The organism is Pseudomonas sp. GD03875, from assembly GCF_029840585.1.
In the GTDB taxonomy this organism is placed as follows: Bacteria; Pseudomonadota; Gammaproteobacteria; order Pseudomonadales; family Pseudomonadaceae; genus Aquipseudomonas; species Aquipseudomonas paralcaligenes.
Genome location: NZ_JAOCCV010000010.1, coordinates 16,658 through 32,463, shown reverse-complemented (window position 1 = coordinate 32,463; position 15,806 = coordinate 16,658). Strand labels below are relative to the sequence as shown.

Sequence of the window (15,806 nt, the reverse complement as noted above, 5' to 3'; positions counted from 1 at the left end):
GCTTATCGGTTACCATGCTGGCCTGCCCGATCAGCCGATAGAGAAGTCCGATGCACCCCTGGAGTCCCGAAAGCTGGAGGGCCAAGCCCATCCAGCAGCAGCCCGAATACCCCGACGCCGCCCACCTCGCCCGCGTGGAACAGACCCTGGCCGGCTACCCGCCGCTGGTGTTCGCCGGCGAGGCACGCGAGCTGCGCCGCCAGTTCGCCGAGGTGACCCAGGGCCGCGCCTTCCTGCTGCAGGGCGGCGACTGCGCCGAGAGCTTCGCCGAATTCTCCGCCGCCAAGATCCGCGACACCTTCAAGGTGCTGCTGCAGATGGCCATCGTCATGACCTTCGCCGCCGGCTGCCCGGTGGTGAAGGTCGGGCGCATGGCCGGCCAGTTCGCCAAGCCGCGCTCGGCCAACGACGAGACCATCGATGGCGTCACCCTGCCGGCCTACCGCGGCGATATCGTCAATGGCATCGGCTTCGACGCCGCCAGCCGCGTGCCCGACCCGGAGCGCCTGCTGCAGGCCTACCACCAGGCCACCGCCAGCCTCAACCTGCTGCGCGCCTTCGCCCAGGGCGGTTTCGCCGACGTGCACCAGGTGCACCAGTGGAACCTGGACTTCATCGCCCACTCGGCGCTGGGTGAGAAATACAGCGCCCTGGCCGACCGCATCGACGAGACCCTGGCCTTCATGCGCGCGGTCGGCATGGACAGCGCGCCGCAGCTGCGCGAAGCCAGCTTCTTCACCGCCCATGAAGCGCTGCTGCTCGGCTACGAGCAGGCCTTCGTGCGCCAGGACAGCCTCACCGGCCGCTGGTACGACTGCTCCGCGCACATGCTCTGGATCGGCGACCGCACCCGCCAGCTGGACGGCGCCCACGTCGAATTCCTGCGCGGCGTGGAGAACCCCATCGGGGTCAAGGTCGGCCCGAGCATGGACCCGGACGAGCTGATCCGCCTGATCGACATCCTCAACCCGGACAACGACCCCGGCCGCCTCAACCTGATCGTGCGCATGGGCGCGGACAAGGTCGAGCAGCACTTCCCGCGCCTGCTGCGCAAGGTCCGGGACGAAGGCCGCCAGGTGCTGTGGAGTTCCGACCCCATGCACGGCAACACCATCAAGGCGTCCAGCGGCTACAAGACCCGCGACTTCGCGCAGATCCTCTCCGAGGTGAAGCAGTTCTTCCAGGTGCACCGCGCCGAAGGCACCGTGGCCGGCGGCATCCACATCGAGATGACCGGGCAGAACGTCACCGAGTGCATCGGCGGCTCGCGGCCGATCACCGAGGACGGACTCTCCGACCGCTACCACACCCACTGCGACCCGCGGATGAACGCCGACCAGTCCCTGGAACTGGCCTTCATGATCGCCGAGACGCTGAAACAGGCCAGGAGCTGACGCCCTGGCCACCGCTTCAAGGTGAGATTGGCGTCACGAATTGACCGAGGAGTGCGAATCGCTTCACGCCTCGCCGGGGTCAGATCGCCGACAATGCGCAGCCGGCCGGAAGCCGACGCCTCTCGGCCACCCCATACGCCACATTTAAGGATGATGCCATGAAGCTGCAGTACACCCTTTCCGCCCTCGCACTTGCCACTCTGGTTTCGGGCTGCCAGAACATGAGCGCGGACAGCATGCTGAACACCGGCCTGCAGGCCTTCCAGGCCGTGACCCTCAGCGATGCCGACGTGAAGAAGATGTCGGACGAGGCCTGCGCCCAGATGGACTCGGAAGCCAAGATCGCTCCGGCCAGCAGCAAGTACAGCCAGCGCCTGAAGAAGATCGCCAATAACCTGGGCAGCGACGCAGGCGGCACCCCGGTCAACTACAAGGTCTACCTCACCAACGACGTCAACGCCTGGGCCATGGCCAACGGCTGCGTGCGCGTCTACAGCGGCCTGATGGACCTGATGAACGACAACGAAGTGGAAGGCGTACTGGGCCACGAGATGGGTCACGTCGCCCTGGGCCACAGCAAGAAAGCCATGCAGACCGCCTACGCCACCTCGATCGCCCGCGACGCGGCCGCCTCCTCCGGCAACGGCGCCGTCGCCGCGCTGTCCAGCTCGCAGCTGGGCGCACTGGGTGAAGCCCTGGTCAACGCCCAGTTCTCCCAGTCCCAGGAAAGCGACGCCGACGACTTCTCCTTCGACCTGATGAAGAAGCGCGGCCTGCGCCTGGAAGGCCTGGCCAGCGCCTTCGACAAGCTGGCCAAGCTGGGCGGCGGCGACAGCAGCATGTTCGACTCCCACCCGGGCTCGGCCGACCGCGCGGCGCACATCCGCCAGCGCATCGCCGCCGGCAAGTAAGCGTTCCACGCCCGCCCGCGCCCCGTGCGCGGGCGGGTGCTACTCCTGCAGCAACGGCCGCAGCAGCCCCGCCACCGGCGAGCGGCAGTTCAGCGCCACCCTCTCCAGCCCCAGCCAGTTCGCCAGTGCCCGCAGTTCCGCGGCCAGGGCCAGCAGCGCCTCCTCGTTCAACACAGCTTCCTCCAGATGCACGGCATGCACCGCCAGGCGCCCGTGCGCGCGTTCGCTGCGCAGGTCGACCCGCGCCAGCAGGCGCTCGTGGTGCAGGAACGGCAGCACGTAGTAGCCGTACACGCGCCTGGCGGGCGGTGTGTAGATTTCCAGGCGGTAGCGGAAGCCGAACAGCCGCTCGGTGCGCTCGCGCTCCCAGATCAGCGAGTCGAACGGCGACAGCAGCGCGCTGCGCCTAACCCGGCGCGGAATGCTCGGCTCGCCGCGGCAATAGGCCAGCGGTTTCCAGCCCTCGACCGCCAGCGGCTGCAGCTCGCCGGCCTCCACCAGTTCGGCCAGGCGCCGCTTCGCGTCGGCGGCGTCCAGCCGGTAGTAGTCGCGCAGGTCGCGTTCCGTGGCGACGCCCAGGGCGTCCGCCGAGCGCAGCAGCAGTTGCCGCTGGGCCTCGGCCTCGTCGATCTCCGGATGCTCCAGCAACGGCGCGGGAATCACCCGCTCGGGCAGGTCGTACAGGCGCTCGAAGCCACGCCGCCCGGCCACCGCCACTTGGCCGGCGGCGAACAGCCACTCCAGCGCCTGCTTCTCGGCGCTCCAGTCCCACCAGGGCCCGGCCCGCTCGGTGCGGGTGGCGAGGCTGCCGGCGCCCAGCGCGCCCTGGCGGCGCACCGCCTCCAGCACGCGCTCGATGACGTCCCGCCGCTGGCGGCCGAACTCGGCCAGCTGGCGATAGATGCCCTGCCCGTCCGCCGCCCGACGCATGCGCCAGCGCATCAGCGGATACAGCTCCAGCGGCAGCAGCGAGGCTTCGTGTCCCCAGTACTCGAACAGCCGGCGCTGGCGCGGCCGGCCCCAGGCCAGGTCGTCCAGCAGCGTGGCCTCGTAGTGGCCGAGCCGGGAAAAGGCCGGCAGGTAGTGGGAGCGCACCAGTGCGTTGACCGAATCGATCTGCAGCACGCCCAGACGCTCGATGCGGGCCAGCAGCTGCCGGTGACGCACGGGGCCACGCGGCACGGCGACGAAGCCCTGGGCGGCCAGGGCCAGGCGGCGGGCCTCGGCGAGGGAAAGGGATCGGGTCATGCCGGCAAGCCTAGCTCACCCTAAAGCGGCGACGCAGCCAGCTCTCCCCGCTGACCAGGCAGATGCCCAGCAGCACCAGCAGCGCGCCGATCATGAAGTTCAGGCTCAGCGGCTCGTCCAGCACCAGCACGCCGAAGCTGACGCCGAACATGGGCGTCATGAAGGAAAACACCGCCATGTTCGACGCCAGGTAATGGCGCAGCAGCCAGAACCAGGCCAGGTAGCTGAGGAACGACACCACCACGCCCTGCATCAGCACGCTGCCGATGGCGATCGGCGTCCAGCGCACCGGGCCGAGCGCGCCGGTAGCCACGACGAAACCCAGCAGCAGGACGAAGGACACCGCCAACTGATAGAACAGGGTCAACGCCGGCGGCGCCTCCGACAGCCGCGAGCCGCGCACCACCACGGTGGTGGCGCCCCAGGCCATGCCGGCGAGCAGGCCGAGCAGATCGCCCAGCAGCATGCGGGCATCCATCGAGGCCCAGTCCGCGCCGGCGCCGAAGGCGATGGCCACGCCACCGAAGCACAGGCCGATGCCCAGCCACTGCAATAGCCGCAGCCGCTCGCCGGGCAGCAGCAGGTGCAGCCCCAGGGCGGAGAAGATCGGCGCGGTATAGAGGAACACCGCCATGTGCGACGCCGAGGTGTACTGCAGGCCGCGGGCGATGAAGAAGAACTCGAGGGCGAACAAGGCGCCGGCCAGCACCCCGCCGCGCCAGGTACTGCCCAGCCAGCCTCGCCAGCTGCGCTGCCAGAGCAGCACCAGGCCCACCAGCAGCGCGGCGATGGCCGAGCGCAGCGTCACCTGCAGCAACGGCGAGATATCGGGAGCGGCCAGCTTGATCGCCACCTGCTGGCTGCCCCAGATGGCGCACAGCAACAGCATCAGTTGGAACAGGAAGACATCGGCACCCTTGCGCGACGCACTCATGCGCAGACTCCAGCAACCACCCGCATTCTCCTCGTATCAGCGTTGCGACGGATCGTCCCAGAACGGACGCTCGCTTTCCTGCAGCGCATCGGCCCGGCTGAGGCCGATGTCCTTGAGCGCCGCATCATCCAGCCTCGCCAGCTGGCGGCGCTGCATCGCCAGTTGACGCCAGCGCCGCAGGCGGAGCCACAACCGGCCGAGACCGAGGCCCGGCAGAGCGGGCTCGAAGGATACCGAGCGAACCAGTGCATAACCTTTCTGACCTTTCATCATGACGTCCTCCCTGTGGGGTTGGCGCCAGTTTCCCTTCGCGATTAAGATCAATCCAACGAATGTTTCTTATGCCTCACATCTTGAGGATTGATGAATGAGCTACCCCAGCATCGACACCGAACTGCTGCGCAGCTTCGTCGCCATCGCCGACAACGGCGGCTTCACCCGCGCGGCGGAAGTGGTCAACCGCACCCAGTCCGCGGTCAGCATGCAGATGAAACGTCTGGAGGACGACGTAGTTCAGCGCACCCTGTTCGAGCGCGACGGCCGGCAGGTGCGCCTCACGCCCGAGGGCCAGGTGCTGCTGGGCTACGCGCGGCGCATCCTCAAGCTGCACGGCGAGGTGCTCAACACCCTGCGCGAACCGCACATGGTCGGCGCCGTGCGCATCGGCACGCCGGACGACTACGTGATGCGCTTCCTGCCGGACATCCTCTCGCGCTTCGCCCAGGCCTACCCGCTGGTCCAGGTGGAGGTGCACTGCGAGCCCTCGACCCAGCTGCTGCAGCGGCAGGACCTGGACCTGACCATCGTCACCCGCGAGCCGGGCAAGGAGATCGGCCAGATGCTGCGCCAGGAGCGCTTCGTCTGGGCCGAGGCCCAGGGCTACAGCCCCCACGAGCAGAACCCGATCCCGCTGGCGATGTTCAACGCCGACTGCTTCTGCCGCGCCTGGGCCTGCAACGCGCTCGACGCGATGGAGCGGCCCTACCGCATCGCCTACACCAGCCCGAGCCTGGCCGCCCTGTTCGCCGTGGTCGGCGCCGGCCTCGCCGTCACCGCCCAGCTGCAGAGCCTGATCACCCCGGACATGCGCATCCTCGGCGAAGCCGAGGGCATGCCCACCCTGCCGATGACCAGCATCGTCCTGCTGCGACATCCCCAGCGCCAGTCGCAGGTCACCGACACCCTGGCCGAGCACATCGTCGAGGGCTTCAGGCTCTGAGCATCGCGATCGGTGCGCGCGGCGCACCCTACGAGCGTACTCCCAGCAACACCGCGCAGAGCAGCAGGAAGCCGCAGAACAGGCCGCGCAGCACCCGCTCCGGCAGCGCGTGGGCCAGTCGCACGCCCCAGGAGATGCTGAGTAGGCCGCCCACCGCCAGGGGGATGCCCATGGCCCAGTCCACATGGTCGTGCAGGGCGTAGGTCAATAGCGTCACGCCGGTGCTGGGCAGGGCCAGCGCCAATGACAATCCCTGGGCCACCAGTTGGCCGACGCCGAACAGGTTGGTCAGCACCGGCACCGCCAGCACCGCGCCGCCGACCCCGAACATCCCGCCCAAGGCGCCCGCGGCGCTGCCCAGCACGCCGAGCCAGGGCCAGGGATGGCGCAACTGCGCCGAGGGCGCCGGGGTCCGCATGAACAGCCGCGCCAGGTTGTAGAGCGCCAGCGCCACGAGGAAGCCGACGAAGGCCAGGCGCATGCGCTCGGCCTGCAGCTCCACCGCGTACAGCGAGGCCAGCCAGGCGAAGACGAAGGCGGAAAGGCTGAGCAGCAGCGCATTGCGCGGCTGGATGCGGTTGCGCTGGTTATAGCGCCACAGCGCCAGCACCACGTTCGGCACCACCATCACCAGGGCCGTGCCCTGGGCCAGTTGCTGGTCCAGGCCGAACAGCACGCCCAGCGCGGGAATCGCCACCAGCCCGCCGCCGATGCCGAACAGCCCACCGAGGGTTCCCATGGCCAGGCCCAGCAGCAGGTTGAGGATCAGGTCGAGGGGATTCATCGGGGCCTCCGGTTGCAGGCCGGCATCCTAGCCACCCTCGGCTGGCGGGGAAACGCACAGCAACGCACAATGGTTTTGCACAATTCGCAAAGCCATGACCATGAACCCCGACGCCCTCACCGAACAGTTCAACCTTTACCTGGATGTGCTGGAGGCCGGCAGCTTCTCCGCCGCCGCGCGCCGCCAGCAGCTGAGCCCATCCTCGGTGGCGCGCCGCATCGACGCGCTGGAGCGGGCGATGGGCTGCCCGCTGCTGGTGCGCAGCACCCACGCCGTGCGCGCCACGCCGGCCGGCCTGGCTTTTGCCGAGCGGGCCCGGCGCATCCTCGCCGAGCTGCGCCAGGCCCGCGCCGAGGCGGTGTCCCTGAGCAGCGCGCCCGAGGGGCTGATCCGCATCGACGCGCCCGCCCCCTTCGGCCGCCGCCACCTGGCCCCGGCCATCGCCGAGTTCCTCACCGCCTATCCGGGCCTGGACGTGCAGCTGCGTCTGATCGACAGCTTCATCGACATGCAGGGCGAACACCTCGGCGAGGTGGACCTGGTGCTGCGCATCGGCCCGCTGGCCGACACCCGCCTGGTGGCGACGCCACTGGCGCCGATGGTGCGGATACTCTGCGCCAGCCCGGACTACATCCGCCGCCGCGGCCTGCTGCGCGACCCGCGCGAGCTACCGGAGCACGACGGCCTGGACTGGGACGCCCTGTCGCCGCCGCACGCCTGGCGCTTCGAGGTGGATGGCCGCCTGCAGGTGCTGCGCCCCGGCCGCCTGCGGTTGACCGCCAACAACGCCGAGACCCTGCTGTTCAGTGCCGTGGCCGGCCTCGGCATCGCCCACCTGCCGACCTGGCTGATCAGCGACTACCTGCTGCGTGGCGAGCTGGTGCCGCTGCTGTGCGAGGGCGGCCTGCCGCCGGCCGAGCCCAGCGGCATCTACGCGCTGCGCCTGGCCAGCGACGCCAGTTCGCGCAGCCGCCTGCTGCTGGAATTCCTCAAGCGCCGCTTCGGCCCGGTCCCGCCCTGGGACCTGGCGCTGCAGCGCGGTTTGAAGCAGGACTAGGCCCGCACCGACTCCCAGGCGACCCTCGCCAGCAGCTCCCGGCAGTCGGCCAGCTCGGTCTGGGTGCGGCCGGCCAGCCAGTTGCGGGCGAAGTCGTGGGTCGGGCCGATGATCACCGAGGCGAAGCAGTCCGCCGGCATGTGCTTGAACAGCCCCTGCTCGCGGTAGCCGGCCAGGGCGTCGAGGATGCGCTGGAAGTGCACCCGGTTCGCCTCGCGCAACGCCTCGCCCATCTCCCCTGCCTCGACCCGGCCGCGGCTGTGTAGCACGAAGCGCGCCCAGTCGGGGTTGCCCACCACCCAGTCGATGTAGCTGGTCACCAGCAGCCGGACGCACGCCTCGGCGCTGTCGGCCACGGCGAAACCCTCGTCCAGCAGGGCGGCGTACTCGGCCGTGCCGGCCAGGTAGAGGGCACCGATGATCCGCTCCTTGTTACCGAAGTGGTGGTAGAGGCTGCCGATGCTGGCCCCGGAGCGGTCGCGGATCATCTCGATGGTGGTGGCGTCCACCCCGGATTCGGTGAAGCAGGCCAGGGCGGCCTGGAGGATTTCGTCCTTGCGGGAACGGCGGGCCATGGGGCCTCCGGTGAAATTAGAATAATTTTCTAGAATTACTTTCTAGTATCCGTATACTGCCTGGGCGCGCGCTTCTCTTCAATCAACAGGAGCACCCCATGAGTCAGATGATGCAGATGTACCAGCAGGTCGGCCCGGAGCAGTTCAGCTCGATGATCGGCCAGGTCGCCCCCTACTTCGCCAGCATCGCCCCGCGCTTCGTCGAGCTGCGTCCGGGCTATGCCGAGGTGACCTTCCCCAAGCGCCGCGAGGTGCTCAACCACATCGGCACCGTGCACGCCATCGCCCTGTGCAACGCCGCGGAGCTGGTGGCCGGCACCATGACCGACGCCTCCATCCCCGCCGGCCACCGCTGGATTCCGCGCGGCATGACGGTCGAGTACCTGGCCAAGGCCAAGGGCGACGTGCGCGCCGTGGCCGACGGCAGCGCCATCGACTGGAGCCAGGCCGGTGACGTGAAGGTGCCGGTGATGGCCTATGTCGAGGGCGAGCCGGTGTTTCGCGCCGAGATCACCATGTACGTCAGCCAGGGCTGATTACGTAGGGCGGGTGAAACCCGCGCTGTGGTTTCGCGGGTTTCACCCGCCCTACAACAAAAAAGCCCGGATCGACCGGGCCCTTTCTTCCATCGCAAGCCTCAGTCCAGCCTGACCAGCACCCGGCCGACCAGCTTGCCGGCGAGGATCTGCTCGATGGCCTTCGGCAGTTGCTCCAGGCTCACTTCCTCGGCCAGGCTCTCGAGGTTGCCCAGCTTCCACTGCAGGGACAGCTTGTCCCACATGGAGGCCTTGACCACCAGCGGCAGCTCCACCGAGTCCACCCCCAGCAGGTTGACCCCGCGCAGGATGAAGGGCGCCACGTTGCCCTTGAAGCCCATGCCAGCGGTCAGGCCGCAACAGGCGGCGCTGGCGCCGTAGCGCAGCGACTTGACCACGTTGAACAGAATCTCCCCGCCCACGGTGTCCACCGCGCCGGCCCAGCGCTCCTTGAGCATGACCTTCTCGGCGCCGTCCTGCAGCTCCTCGCGCGGCACGATCTGCTGGGCGCCGAGCTGGCGCAGGAACTCGCCCTGCCCGGCCTTGCCGGTGGACGCCGCGACGTTGTAGCCGAGGCGCGCCAGCAGGGCCACGGCGATGCTGCCGACGCCGCCGGTGGCGCCGGTGACCAGCACCGGGCCGGCGGCCGGCGTAAGGCCGGCCTGCTCCAGCTTGTCCACGCACAGCGCGGCGGTCAGGCCGGCGGTGCCGAGCAGCATGGCCTCGCGCAGGGACAGGCCGGCCGGGCGCTTGATCACCCAGGCGGCCGGCACGCGGATGTACTGGCCGAAGCCGCCGGAAGTGTTCATGCCCAGGTCGTAGCCGGTGACGATCACCTCATCGCCCGCCGCGAACTCGCTCACCGAGGACTCGGCCACCACGCCGGCGGCGTCGATGCCCGGGGTGTGCGGGTAGGCCTTGGTCACGCCGCGGTTGCCGCTGGCGGACAGGGCGTCCTTGTAGTTGAGCGAGGAATACTGCACGCGGATCAGCACTTCGCCGGCCGGCAGGTCGGCCACCGCGCGCTCCACCACCCTGGGCACGAAGGCGCCGTTCTCCTCGCTGACCAGCAATGCCTTGAACTGGCTCATGCCATGCTCCTTACCAGAATCGTTGTTGATTGAGACGGCTCCACCCGTTCAGCAGCACGCGGTCGAGCGCGACGCTGGCAGCCAGCCCGAAACGCTCCGGCAGGCTCTTCTTCTCGGCGAAGTGCAGATGAAACAGTTCGGCCTCGCGGGCGCGCTCGGCCAGGTATTCGTCGCTGGTCCGGAGTTCGTCGACCAGGTGCTTGTTCAGCGCGGAGATGCCCAGCCAGACCTCGCCGGTGGCGATCTCGTCGATGCTCAGCTGCGGGCGGTAGCGCGCGACGAAGTTCTTGAACAGCTCGTGGGTGGTCTCCAGGTCTTCCTGGAACTTCTCCCGGCCCTTCTCGGTGTTCTCGCCGAACACCGTGAGGGTGCGCTTGAACTCGCCGGCGGTGAGCACCTCGACATCGATGTCGTGCTTCTTCAGCAGGCGGTGGACGTTGGGCAGCTGCGCCACCACGCCGATGGAGCCGAGGATGGCGAAGGGCGCGGACAGCACCTTGTCACCGATGCAGGCCATCATGTAGCCGCCGCTGGCGGCGACCTTGTCCACGCACACGGTCAGCGGCACGCCGGCCTGGCGGATGCGCGCCAGCTGCGAGGCGGCCAGGCCGTAGCCGTGGACCATGCCGCCGCCGCTCTCCAGGCGCAGCACCACCTCGTCCTGGGCGGTGGCCATGGTCAGCAGCGCGGTGATCTCGTGGCGCAGGTTGTCGGTGGCCGAGGCCTTGATGTCGCCGTCGAAGTCGAGCACGAACACCCGCGGCTTGTGCTTGCCTTCCTTCTTCTCCAGCTTGGCCTGCTTCGCCTCGGCCTTGCGCTGGACCTTGAGCTGCGCCTTGTCCAGCAGTTCGTGCTCGAGGCGTTCGCGCAGCGCCTTGTAGAAATCGTTGAGCTTGTTGACCTGCAAGTGGCCGGAGCCCTTGCCACGGCCCTTGCCGCGCAGCGCGGCGATAGTCAGCAGGACCACGATGATCGCGACCACCACCGTCAGGGTGCGAAGCAGGAACTCCGCATAATCCAACAGAAACTCCACAGGTTCCCCCTCGTCTATCCTGTCGCAGGCCCCCGGCAGGGCGGCTTGCCAGCCCCAAGCATACCGGCGCCGGGACGCGCCGGCCAACCGCCGCGAGCGGGTGCCGGCGAATTCAAACAAGCGTATGTTTTTTCGTTGACAGCGGCTCGACTCTGCCCCTAACCTCGCGAAACCTCAACCCGTCAGGATCGGTAGCCGACGTGGGCAGCATCTATCTGATACGACATGGCCAGGCCTCCTTCGGTGCGGACGATTACGACGTGCTGTCGCCCCTCGGCGTGCGCCAGGCCGAAGTGCTCGGCGACCACCTCGCCCAGCTGGGCGTCAGCCTCGACCGTTGCCTCAGCGGCAGCCTGCGCCGCCAGCAGCATACCGCCACCGCCGCCCTGCAGCGCTGCGTGGCCGCCGGCCTGAACGCGCCGGAGCTGGAAATCGATCCGGCCTTCAACGAATTCGACGCCGAGGCGGTGATCCGCAACCTGCTGCCCGCCATGCTCCCCGACGAGCCGGACGCGCTGGACATCCTGCGCAACCCGAAGGACAACCGCGCCGCCTTCCAGCACCTGTTCGCCCGCATCATCCGGCGCTGGGTCAGCGGCGAGCACGACGCACCGGGCCACAACACCTGGCGGACCTTCGTCGAGACCGTGGAGGATGGTCTGCAACGCCTGCTGGCGCAAGCGGAGCGCGGCCATTCGGTGGCGGTGTTCACGTCCGGCGGCACCATCACCGCCCTGCTCCACCTGCTGACCGGCGTGCCGGCCGACAAGGCCTTCGAACTCAACTGGCAGATCGTCAACACCTCGCTCTCGCGCCTGCAGTTCCGCGGCAGCGACGTGACCCTGGCTTCCTTCAACAGCCGTGTGCATTTGGAACTGTTGAGGACCCCGGAACTCATCACCTATCGCTGAGTCCGGCCCACAGCGGCCCCGCAAGGTCGCGAGCAACCCTAGATAAAAAGGATAGAAACCATGAGCTCCGTTGCCGACATCATCAACACCATGAAATCCAAGTTCAACGCCAGCGCTGCGTCCGGCCTGGATCTGGTCTTCCAGTTCAACATCGAAGACGGTGAGAACTACGCGCTGATCGTCAAAGACGGCACCTGCGACGTACAGGCTGGCGACAACCCCAACGCCAACGTCACCCTGATCATGGACAGCGCCACCCTGGCCGGCATCGCCAGCGGCGAAACCGACGGCATGCAGGCCTTCATGGGCGGCAAGCTGCGCGCCGAAGGCGACATGATGCTGGCCATGAAACTGGCCGAGCTGTTCCCGGTATAAGCCTCGGGCACGCCGCGCAACAGCGAAAAACCGGAGCCTTCGGACTCCGGTTTTTTTTCGCCCGCGCCCAGGCGAAACGCGGCAATCAGGGCTCTTGATCGATGACCAACAGCCACATCTATAACGCTGTGCTTTGCTTAAGGGCACCATTAAATTAGCCAATGATTAGTGGCCCCCATCATCAGCAGAAGGGATAAGCATGACGCTGACAGACCAGTCCACCGGCATCCGCGAAGGCGAAGAGCTAGACGCCGCGCAGATCGACCCCTACCTGAAGGCGCACATCCCCGGTCTCACCGGAACCCCGCGCATCAGCCAGTTCCCCGGCGGCGCCTCCAACCTGACCTACCTGCTGGAATACCCGGGGCAGGAATTCGTCCTGCGTCGCCCGCCCTTCGGCCACAAGGCCAAGTCGGCCCACGACATGGGCCGCGAATACCGCATCCTGAACCAGCTCAACGCCGGCTTCCCGTACTGCCCGAAGGCCTACGTGCACTGCACCGACGAGTCGGTGATCGGCAGCGAGTTCTACGTGATGCAGCGGGTCAAGGGCATCATCCTGCGCAGCGACATGCCGGCCGAGCTGAACTTCAGCGCCGAGCAGACCCGCGAGTTGTGCAAGAGCTTCATCGACAAGCTGGTCGAGCTGCACAACGTCGACTACCAGGCCTGCGGCCTCGCCGACCTGGGCAAGCCGGAAGGCTACGTCAAGCGCCAGATCGAAGGCTGGAGCGACCGCTACGAGAAGGCCCTGACCCCCGACGCTCCGGCCTGGGAAGCGGTCAAGACCTGGCTGCGCGACAAGATGCCGGCCGACCACCACAAGCCGGGCATCGTGCACAACGACTACCGCTTCGACAACGTCATCCTCGACCCGGCCAACCCGATGCAGATCATCGGCGTGCTGGACTGGGAGCTGACCACCATCGGCGACCCGCTGATGGACCTGGGCAACACCCTCGCCTACTGGATCGATGCGGGCGATCCGCCCCCCGTGCAACTGATGCGCCGCCAGCCGAGCAACGCGCCGGGCATGCTGACCCGCCAGGAGTTCGTCGACTACTACGCCGAGCGCGCCGGCATCCGCATCGACAACTTCGACTTCTACTACGTGTACGGCCTGTTCCGCCTGGCCGGCATCGTGCAGCAGATCTACTACCGCTTCTTCCATGGTCAGACCAAGGACAAGCGCTTCGCCCAGTTCATCCACATGAACAAGCTGCTGGAACAGATGGCCCTGCAGATCATCGGCAAATCCACCCTCTAACCCCGGCTCAGACAAGGTAACCACAATGTCCAAGACCCACCTGTTCGACCTCGACGGCAAGATCGCTTTCGTTTCCGGCGCCAGCCGCGGCATCGGCGAGGCCATCGCCAAGCTGCTGGCCCAGCAGGGCGCCCACGTGATCGTCTCGAGCCGCAAGATCGAAGGCTGCCAGGCCGTCGCCGACGCGATCATCGCCGAGGGTGGCAAGGCCACCGCCATCGCCTGCCACATCGGCGAGATGGAGCAGATCCAGAACGTCTTCGCGTTCATCCGCGAGCAGTTCGGCCGCCTCGACATCCTGGTCAACAACGCCGCCACCAACCCGCAGTTCTGCAACGTGCTGGACACCGACCTGGGCGCCTTCCAGAAGACCGTGGACGTCAACATCCGCGGCTACTACTTCATGTCCATCGAAGGCGGCAAGCTGATGAAGCAGAACGGCGGCGGCAGCATCATCAACGTCGCTTCCATCAACGGCGTCTCCCCGGGCGAGTTCCAGGGCATCTACTCGGTGACCAAGGCCGCTGTGATCAGCATGACCAAGGTGTTCGCCAAGGAATGCGCCCAGTTCGGCATCCGCTGCAACGCCCTGCTGCCGGGCCTGACCGACACCAAGTTCGCCTCGGCCCTGGTGAAGAACGACTCCATCCTCAACGTCGCCCTGCAGCGCATCCCGCTCAAGCGCGTGGCCGACCCGAGCGAGATGGCCGGCACCGTGCTGTACCTGGCCAGCGACGCCTCCAGCTACACCACCGGCGTGGCGCTGAACGTGGATGGCGGCTTCCTCTCCTGAGAACGCCCGCACAGCCATGAAAAAAGGGACCTTCGGGTCCCTTTTTCATTGGCGCGGGTTGTTGCCCGCAGGGTGCGCCGCGCGCACCGGAACATCCGGAGAAATTCACGCGGCGCTCCCGGATTTGCCTCCGGGCTACTCCCACTCCTTCAGCGCCTGCTCGGCCGCCTGGTTCATCGGCTTGGCCAGCAGGCCGGTCGGGCTGAGGCTGACGCTGTAGGCGGCGCCGTCGGCGATGGGCAGGTAGGTGACCCGGCCGGCCTGGGCGTCGAATAGGAACAGGTCGCGCTGCCCCAGGCGCAGCCAGCGCCACAGGTCGATGCCGTAGGGGCTCTGCGCCAGCTGGACCTGGGCATGGCGGGCGGTCTGCTGCTGCTCGATGGCGAGGAAGCGGCCGGACAGCCGCTCCAGGCGGTAGCCCGGTTCCAGGCCGATCAGCGCAGCCAGGCCCTTCCAGCCCAGCAGGCGGGCGTCGAGCTGCCAGAGGTCGCCTTCCAGCGTCACCTGGCGCTCCTCGGCGCCCTCGATCACGCTGACCCGGTAGCGCTGCGGGCCGTCCGCCGCGAAGCTCAGGGTCACCAGCGGCCGGTCCTGCACCTGCGGGTCGTAGCTGCGCAGGTCGTAGGCCACCACGCCGATCAGCAGCGCCAGGGCGAGAAAGGCGAGGCCGACGGTGCCGCGCAGCCAGGCCAGGAACCAGTGGGGTGTGAACAGGATGCGGGCGGCGATGAACAGCGCCAGCAAGGCCAGCAGGCCGGTGAACCAGGCCAGGCCGTCGTACTGCATGGATGCGATTCCTTCTGCGGTTTTTTGCCGGCATTATGCGGAGTGGCCGCCCGGCTAACCAGCAACGGCCCGCCACAATTGAATCCACTTCGAGTTTTTTATGCCGTTTCCCTTCGAACTGGGCGTCGACCCGGCCACGCTGCTGGTGCTCGCCCTGGTCGCCTTCACCGCGGGTTTCATCGACGCCATCGCCGGCGGCGGCGGTCTGCTGACCATCCCGGCGCTGCTCACCGCGGGCCTGCCGCCTCATCTGGTGCTGGGCACCAACAAGCTGTGCGCCACCTTCGGCTCCGCCACCGCCAGCTATACCTTCTACCGGCGCAAGCTGTTCTCCCCCAGGCACTGGCGCAACGCGCTGATCGCCACGGCCGTGGGCGCGGCCATCGGCGCCATCATCGCCCACTGGCTGCCGGCCGCCTGGCTCAACCAGATGCTGCCGGCGGTGGTGTTCGGCTGCGGCCTGTACCTGCTGTTCGGCAAGACGCCGGAGACCCACGGCCAGGAAGATGCGCCCGTGGCCCAGGGCCGCCAGTGGCCCCAGGGGCTCGGCCTGGGCTTCTACGACGGCGTGGCCGGCCCCGGCACCGGCGCGTTCTGGACGGTGAGTACCCTGCTGCTCTACCCCATGGACCTGGTGCGCGCCAGCGGCGTGGCGCGCAGCATGAACTTCGTCAGCAACGGCGTGGCCCTGGCGGTGTTCGTGATCGCCGGCCAGGTGGCCTGGCTGCTCGGCATCGCCATGGGCCTGGCGCTGATGGCCGGTGCCTTCCTCGGCGCTCGCACGGCGATCAGCGGCGGCTCGCGCTTCATCCGTCCGGTCTTCATTCTGGTGGTTCTGGCGCTGACCGCGCGCCTGGCCTGGCAGCACTGGTTCTGACTCACGAGGCATCCC

The 15,806-nt window shown here is 68.0% G+C and carries 18 protein-coding genes; 10 read left to right on the top strand and 8 right to left on the bottom strand.

From position 1 onward, the window contains the following. Positions 1–50 precede the first annotated feature (50 nt). Complete coding sequence (locus N5D30_RS11095; RefSeq protein ID WP_220814220.1) at positions 51–1,394, top strand: 3-deoxy-7-phosphoheptulonate synthase class II; 1,344 nt, start codon at positions 51–53, stop codon at positions 1,392–1,394. A 158-nt stretch (positions 1,395–1,552) separates the two neighbouring features. Then, on the top strand, positions 1,553–2,305 hold the full coding sequence (locus tag N5D30_RS11090; protein WP_220814221.1) for a M48 family metallopeptidase: 753 nt from the start codon (positions 1,553–1,555) through the stop codon (positions 2,303–2,305). 39 nt (positions 2,306–2,344) lie between these two features. Here the strand turns inward: N5D30_RS11090 and N5D30_RS11085 are convergent, their stop codons facing one another. The 3 genes from N5D30_RS11085 to N5D30_RS11075 are packed head-to-tail and all read right to left on the bottom strand — an operon-like array spanning position 2,345 to position 4,757. Continuing rightward, complete coding sequence (locus N5D30_RS11085) at positions 2,345–3,553, bottom strand: crosslink repair DNA glycosylase YcaQ family protein (protein WP_279909046.1); 1,209 nt, start codon at positions 3,551–3,553, stop codon at positions 2,345–2,347. Between the two features lie 10 nt (positions 3,554–3,563). Continuing rightward, a complete protein-coding gene (locus tag N5D30_RS11080; RefSeq protein ID WP_279909045.1) occupies positions 3,564–4,487 on the bottom strand; it encodes a DMT family transporter in 924 nt (307 codons plus the stop codon). Positions 4,488–4,523: 36 nt separating this feature from the next. Then, on the bottom strand, positions 4,524–4,757 hold the full coding sequence (locus N5D30_RS11075) for a DUF1127 domain-containing protein (protein ID WP_279909129.1): 234 nt from the start codon (positions 4,755–4,757) through the stop codon (positions 4,524–4,526). 97 nt (positions 4,758–4,854) lie between these two features. Between N5D30_RS11075 and N5D30_RS11070 the strand changes: the two genes are divergently transcribed. Next, positions 4,855–5,706, top strand: a complete 852-nt coding sequence (locus N5D30_RS11070) for a LysR substrate-binding domain-containing protein (RefSeq protein WP_220814224.1) — start codon at positions 4,855–4,857, stop codon at positions 5,704–5,706. Between the two features lie 28 nt (positions 5,707–5,734). Here the strand turns inward: N5D30_RS11070 and N5D30_RS11065 are convergent, their stop codons facing one another. Further along, complete coding sequence (locus N5D30_RS11065; RefSeq protein ID WP_279909044.1) at positions 5,735–6,490, bottom strand: sulfite exporter TauE/SafE family protein; 756 nt, start codon at positions 6,488–6,490, stop codon at positions 5,735–5,737. 100 nt (positions 6,491–6,590) lie between these two features. Here N5D30_RS11065 and N5D30_RS11060 point away from each other — a divergent pair, with 100 nt between their 5' ends. After that, positions 6,591–7,547 (top strand): LysR family transcriptional regulator, encoded by a 957-nt coding sequence (locus tag N5D30_RS11060; RefSeq protein ID WP_279909043.1) that lies wholly within the window; start codon positions 6,591–6,593, stop codon positions 7,545–7,547. Here N5D30_RS11060 and N5D30_RS11055 read toward each other — a convergent pair. Next, complete coding sequence (locus tag N5D30_RS11055) at positions 7,544–8,122, bottom strand: TetR/AcrR family transcriptional regulator (RefSeq protein WP_279909042.1); 579 nt, start codon at positions 8,120–8,122, stop codon at positions 7,544–7,546. The genes N5D30_RS11060 and N5D30_RS11055 overlap by 4 nt on opposite strands. A gap of 98 nt (positions 8,123–8,220) precedes the next feature. On the opposite strand from N5D30_RS11055, the gene N5D30_RS11050 reads away from it, so the two are divergent. Beyond that, on the top strand, positions 8,221–8,658 hold the full coding sequence (locus N5D30_RS11050; RefSeq protein WP_279909041.1) for a hotdog fold domain-containing protein: 438 nt from the start codon (positions 8,221–8,223) through the stop codon (positions 8,656–8,658). 101 nt (positions 8,659–8,759) lie between these two features. Here the strand turns inward: N5D30_RS11050 and N5D30_RS11045 are convergent, their stop codons facing one another. Continuing rightward, a complete protein-coding gene (locus N5D30_RS11045) occupies positions 8,760–9,749 on the bottom strand; it encodes a YhdH/YhfP family quinone oxidoreductase (protein WP_220814228.1) in 990 nt (329 codons plus the stop codon). Between the two features lie 10 nt (positions 9,750–9,759). Further along, positions 9,760–10,782, bottom strand: a complete 1,023-nt coding sequence (sohB, locus tag N5D30_RS11040) for a protease SohB (RefSeq protein WP_279902540.1) — start codon at positions 10,780–10,782, stop codon at positions 9,760–9,762. A gap of 200 nt (positions 10,783–10,982) precedes the next feature. On the opposite strand from sohB, the gene N5D30_RS11035 reads away from it, so the two are divergent. From N5D30_RS11035 to N5D30_RS11020, 4 genes are all read left to right on the top strand, one after another. Further along, the gene (locus tag N5D30_RS11035) at positions 10,983–11,693 is read left to right on the top strand and encodes a histidine phosphatase family protein (protein ID WP_220814230.1); all 711 of its coding nucleotides are present in this window, start codon (positions 10,983–10,985) and stop codon (positions 11,691–11,693) included. Positions 11,694–11,753: 60 nt separating this feature from the next. Beyond that, complete coding sequence (locus N5D30_RS11030) at positions 11,754–12,068, top strand: SCP2 sterol-binding domain-containing protein (RefSeq protein WP_220814231.1); 315 nt, start codon at positions 11,754–11,756, stop codon at positions 12,066–12,068. Positions 12,069–12,267: 199 nt separating this feature from the next. After that, positions 12,268–13,335 carry a phosphotransferase family protein gene (locus N5D30_RS11025; RefSeq protein WP_279909040.1) on the top strand — a complete coding sequence of 356 codons (1,068 nt, stop codon included), beginning with the start codon at positions 12,268–12,270 and terminating at the stop codon, positions 13,333–13,335. Between the two features lie 25 nt (positions 13,336–13,360). Next, positions 13,361–14,128 carry an SDR family oxidoreductase gene (locus N5D30_RS11020; protein ID WP_220814233.1) on the top strand — a complete coding sequence of 256 codons (768 nt, stop codon included), beginning with the start codon at positions 13,361–13,363 and terminating at the stop codon, positions 14,126–14,128. A gap of 135 nt (positions 14,129–14,263) precedes the next feature. Here the strand turns inward: N5D30_RS11020 and N5D30_RS11015 are convergent, their stop codons facing one another. Next, entirely contained in the window at positions 14,264–14,914 is a 651-nt protein-coding gene (locus N5D30_RS11015; protein ID WP_220814234.1) for a hypothetical protein, read from the bottom strand. 100 nt (positions 14,915–15,014) lie between these two features. Between N5D30_RS11015 and N5D30_RS11010 the strand changes: the two genes are divergently transcribed. After that, positions 15,015–15,791: a TSUP family transporter gene (locus N5D30_RS11010; protein WP_220814235.1), complete on the top strand. Its 777-nt coding sequence runs from the start codon at positions 15,015–15,017 to the stop codon at positions 15,789–15,791. Positions 15,792–15,806 lie beyond the last annotated feature (15 nt).

Excerpts from the sequence above, each read along its gene's own strand:
- N5D30_RS11095 (WP_220814220.1), top strand. The coding sequence starts at position 51 with ATGCACCCCTGGAGTCCCGAAAGCTGGAGGGCCAAGCCCATCCAGCAG.
- N5D30_RS11090 (WP_220814221.1), top strand. The coding sequence starts at position 1,553 with ATGAAGCTGCAGTACACCCTTTCCGCCCTCGCACTTGCCACTCTGGTT.
- N5D30_RS11085 (WP_279909046.1), bottom strand. The coding sequence starts at position 3,553 with ATGACCCGATCCCTTTCCCTCGCCGAGGCCCGCCGCCTGGCCCTGGCC.
- N5D30_RS11080 (WP_279909045.1), bottom strand. The coding sequence starts at position 4,487 with ATGAGTGCGTCGCGCAAGGGTGCCGATGTCTTCCTGTTCCAACTGATG.
- N5D30_RS11075 (WP_279909129.1), bottom strand. The coding sequence starts at position 4,757 with ATGAAAGGTCAGAAAGGTTATGCACTGGTTCGCTCGGTATCCTTCGAG.
- N5D30_RS11070 (WP_220814224.1), top strand. The coding sequence starts at position 4,855 with ATGAGCTACCCCAGCATCGACACCGAACTGCTGCGCAGCTTCGTCGCC.
- N5D30_RS11065 (WP_279909044.1), bottom strand. The coding sequence starts at position 6,490 with ATGAATCCCCTCGACCTGATCCTCAACCTGCTGCTGGGCCTGGCCATG.
- N5D30_RS11060 (WP_279909043.1), top strand. The coding sequence starts at position 6,591 with ATGAACCCCGACGCCCTCACCGAACAGTTCAACCTTTACCTGGATGTG.
- N5D30_RS11055 (WP_279909042.1), bottom strand. The coding sequence starts at position 8,122 with ATGGCCCGCCGTTCCCGCAAGGACGAAATCCTCCAGGCCGCCCTGGCC.
- N5D30_RS11050 (WP_279909041.1), top strand. The coding sequence starts at position 8,221 with ATGAGTCAGATGATGCAGATGTACCAGCAGGTCGGCCCGGAGCAGTTC.
- N5D30_RS11045 (WP_220814228.1), bottom strand. The coding sequence starts at position 9,749 with ATGAGCCAGTTCAAGGCATTGCTGGTCAGCGAGGAGAACGGCGCCTTC.
- N5D30_RS11030 (WP_220814231.1), top strand. The coding sequence starts at position 11,754 with ATGAGCTCCGTTGCCGACATCATCAACACCATGAAATCCAAGTTCAAC.
- N5D30_RS11025 (WP_279909040.1), top strand. The coding sequence starts at position 12,268 with ATGACGCTGACAGACCAGTCCACCGGCATCCGCGAAGGCGAAGAGCTA.
- N5D30_RS11020 (WP_220814233.1), top strand. The coding sequence starts at position 13,361 with ATGTCCAAGACCCACCTGTTCGACCTCGACGGCAAGATCGCTTTCGTT.
- N5D30_RS11015 (WP_220814234.1), bottom strand. The coding sequence starts at position 14,914 with ATGCAGTACGACGGCCTGGCCTGGTTCACCGGCCTGCTGGCCTTGCTG.
- N5D30_RS11010 (WP_220814235.1), top strand. The coding sequence starts at position 15,015 with ATGCCGTTTCCCTTCGAACTGGGCGTCGACCCGGCCACGCTGCTGGTG.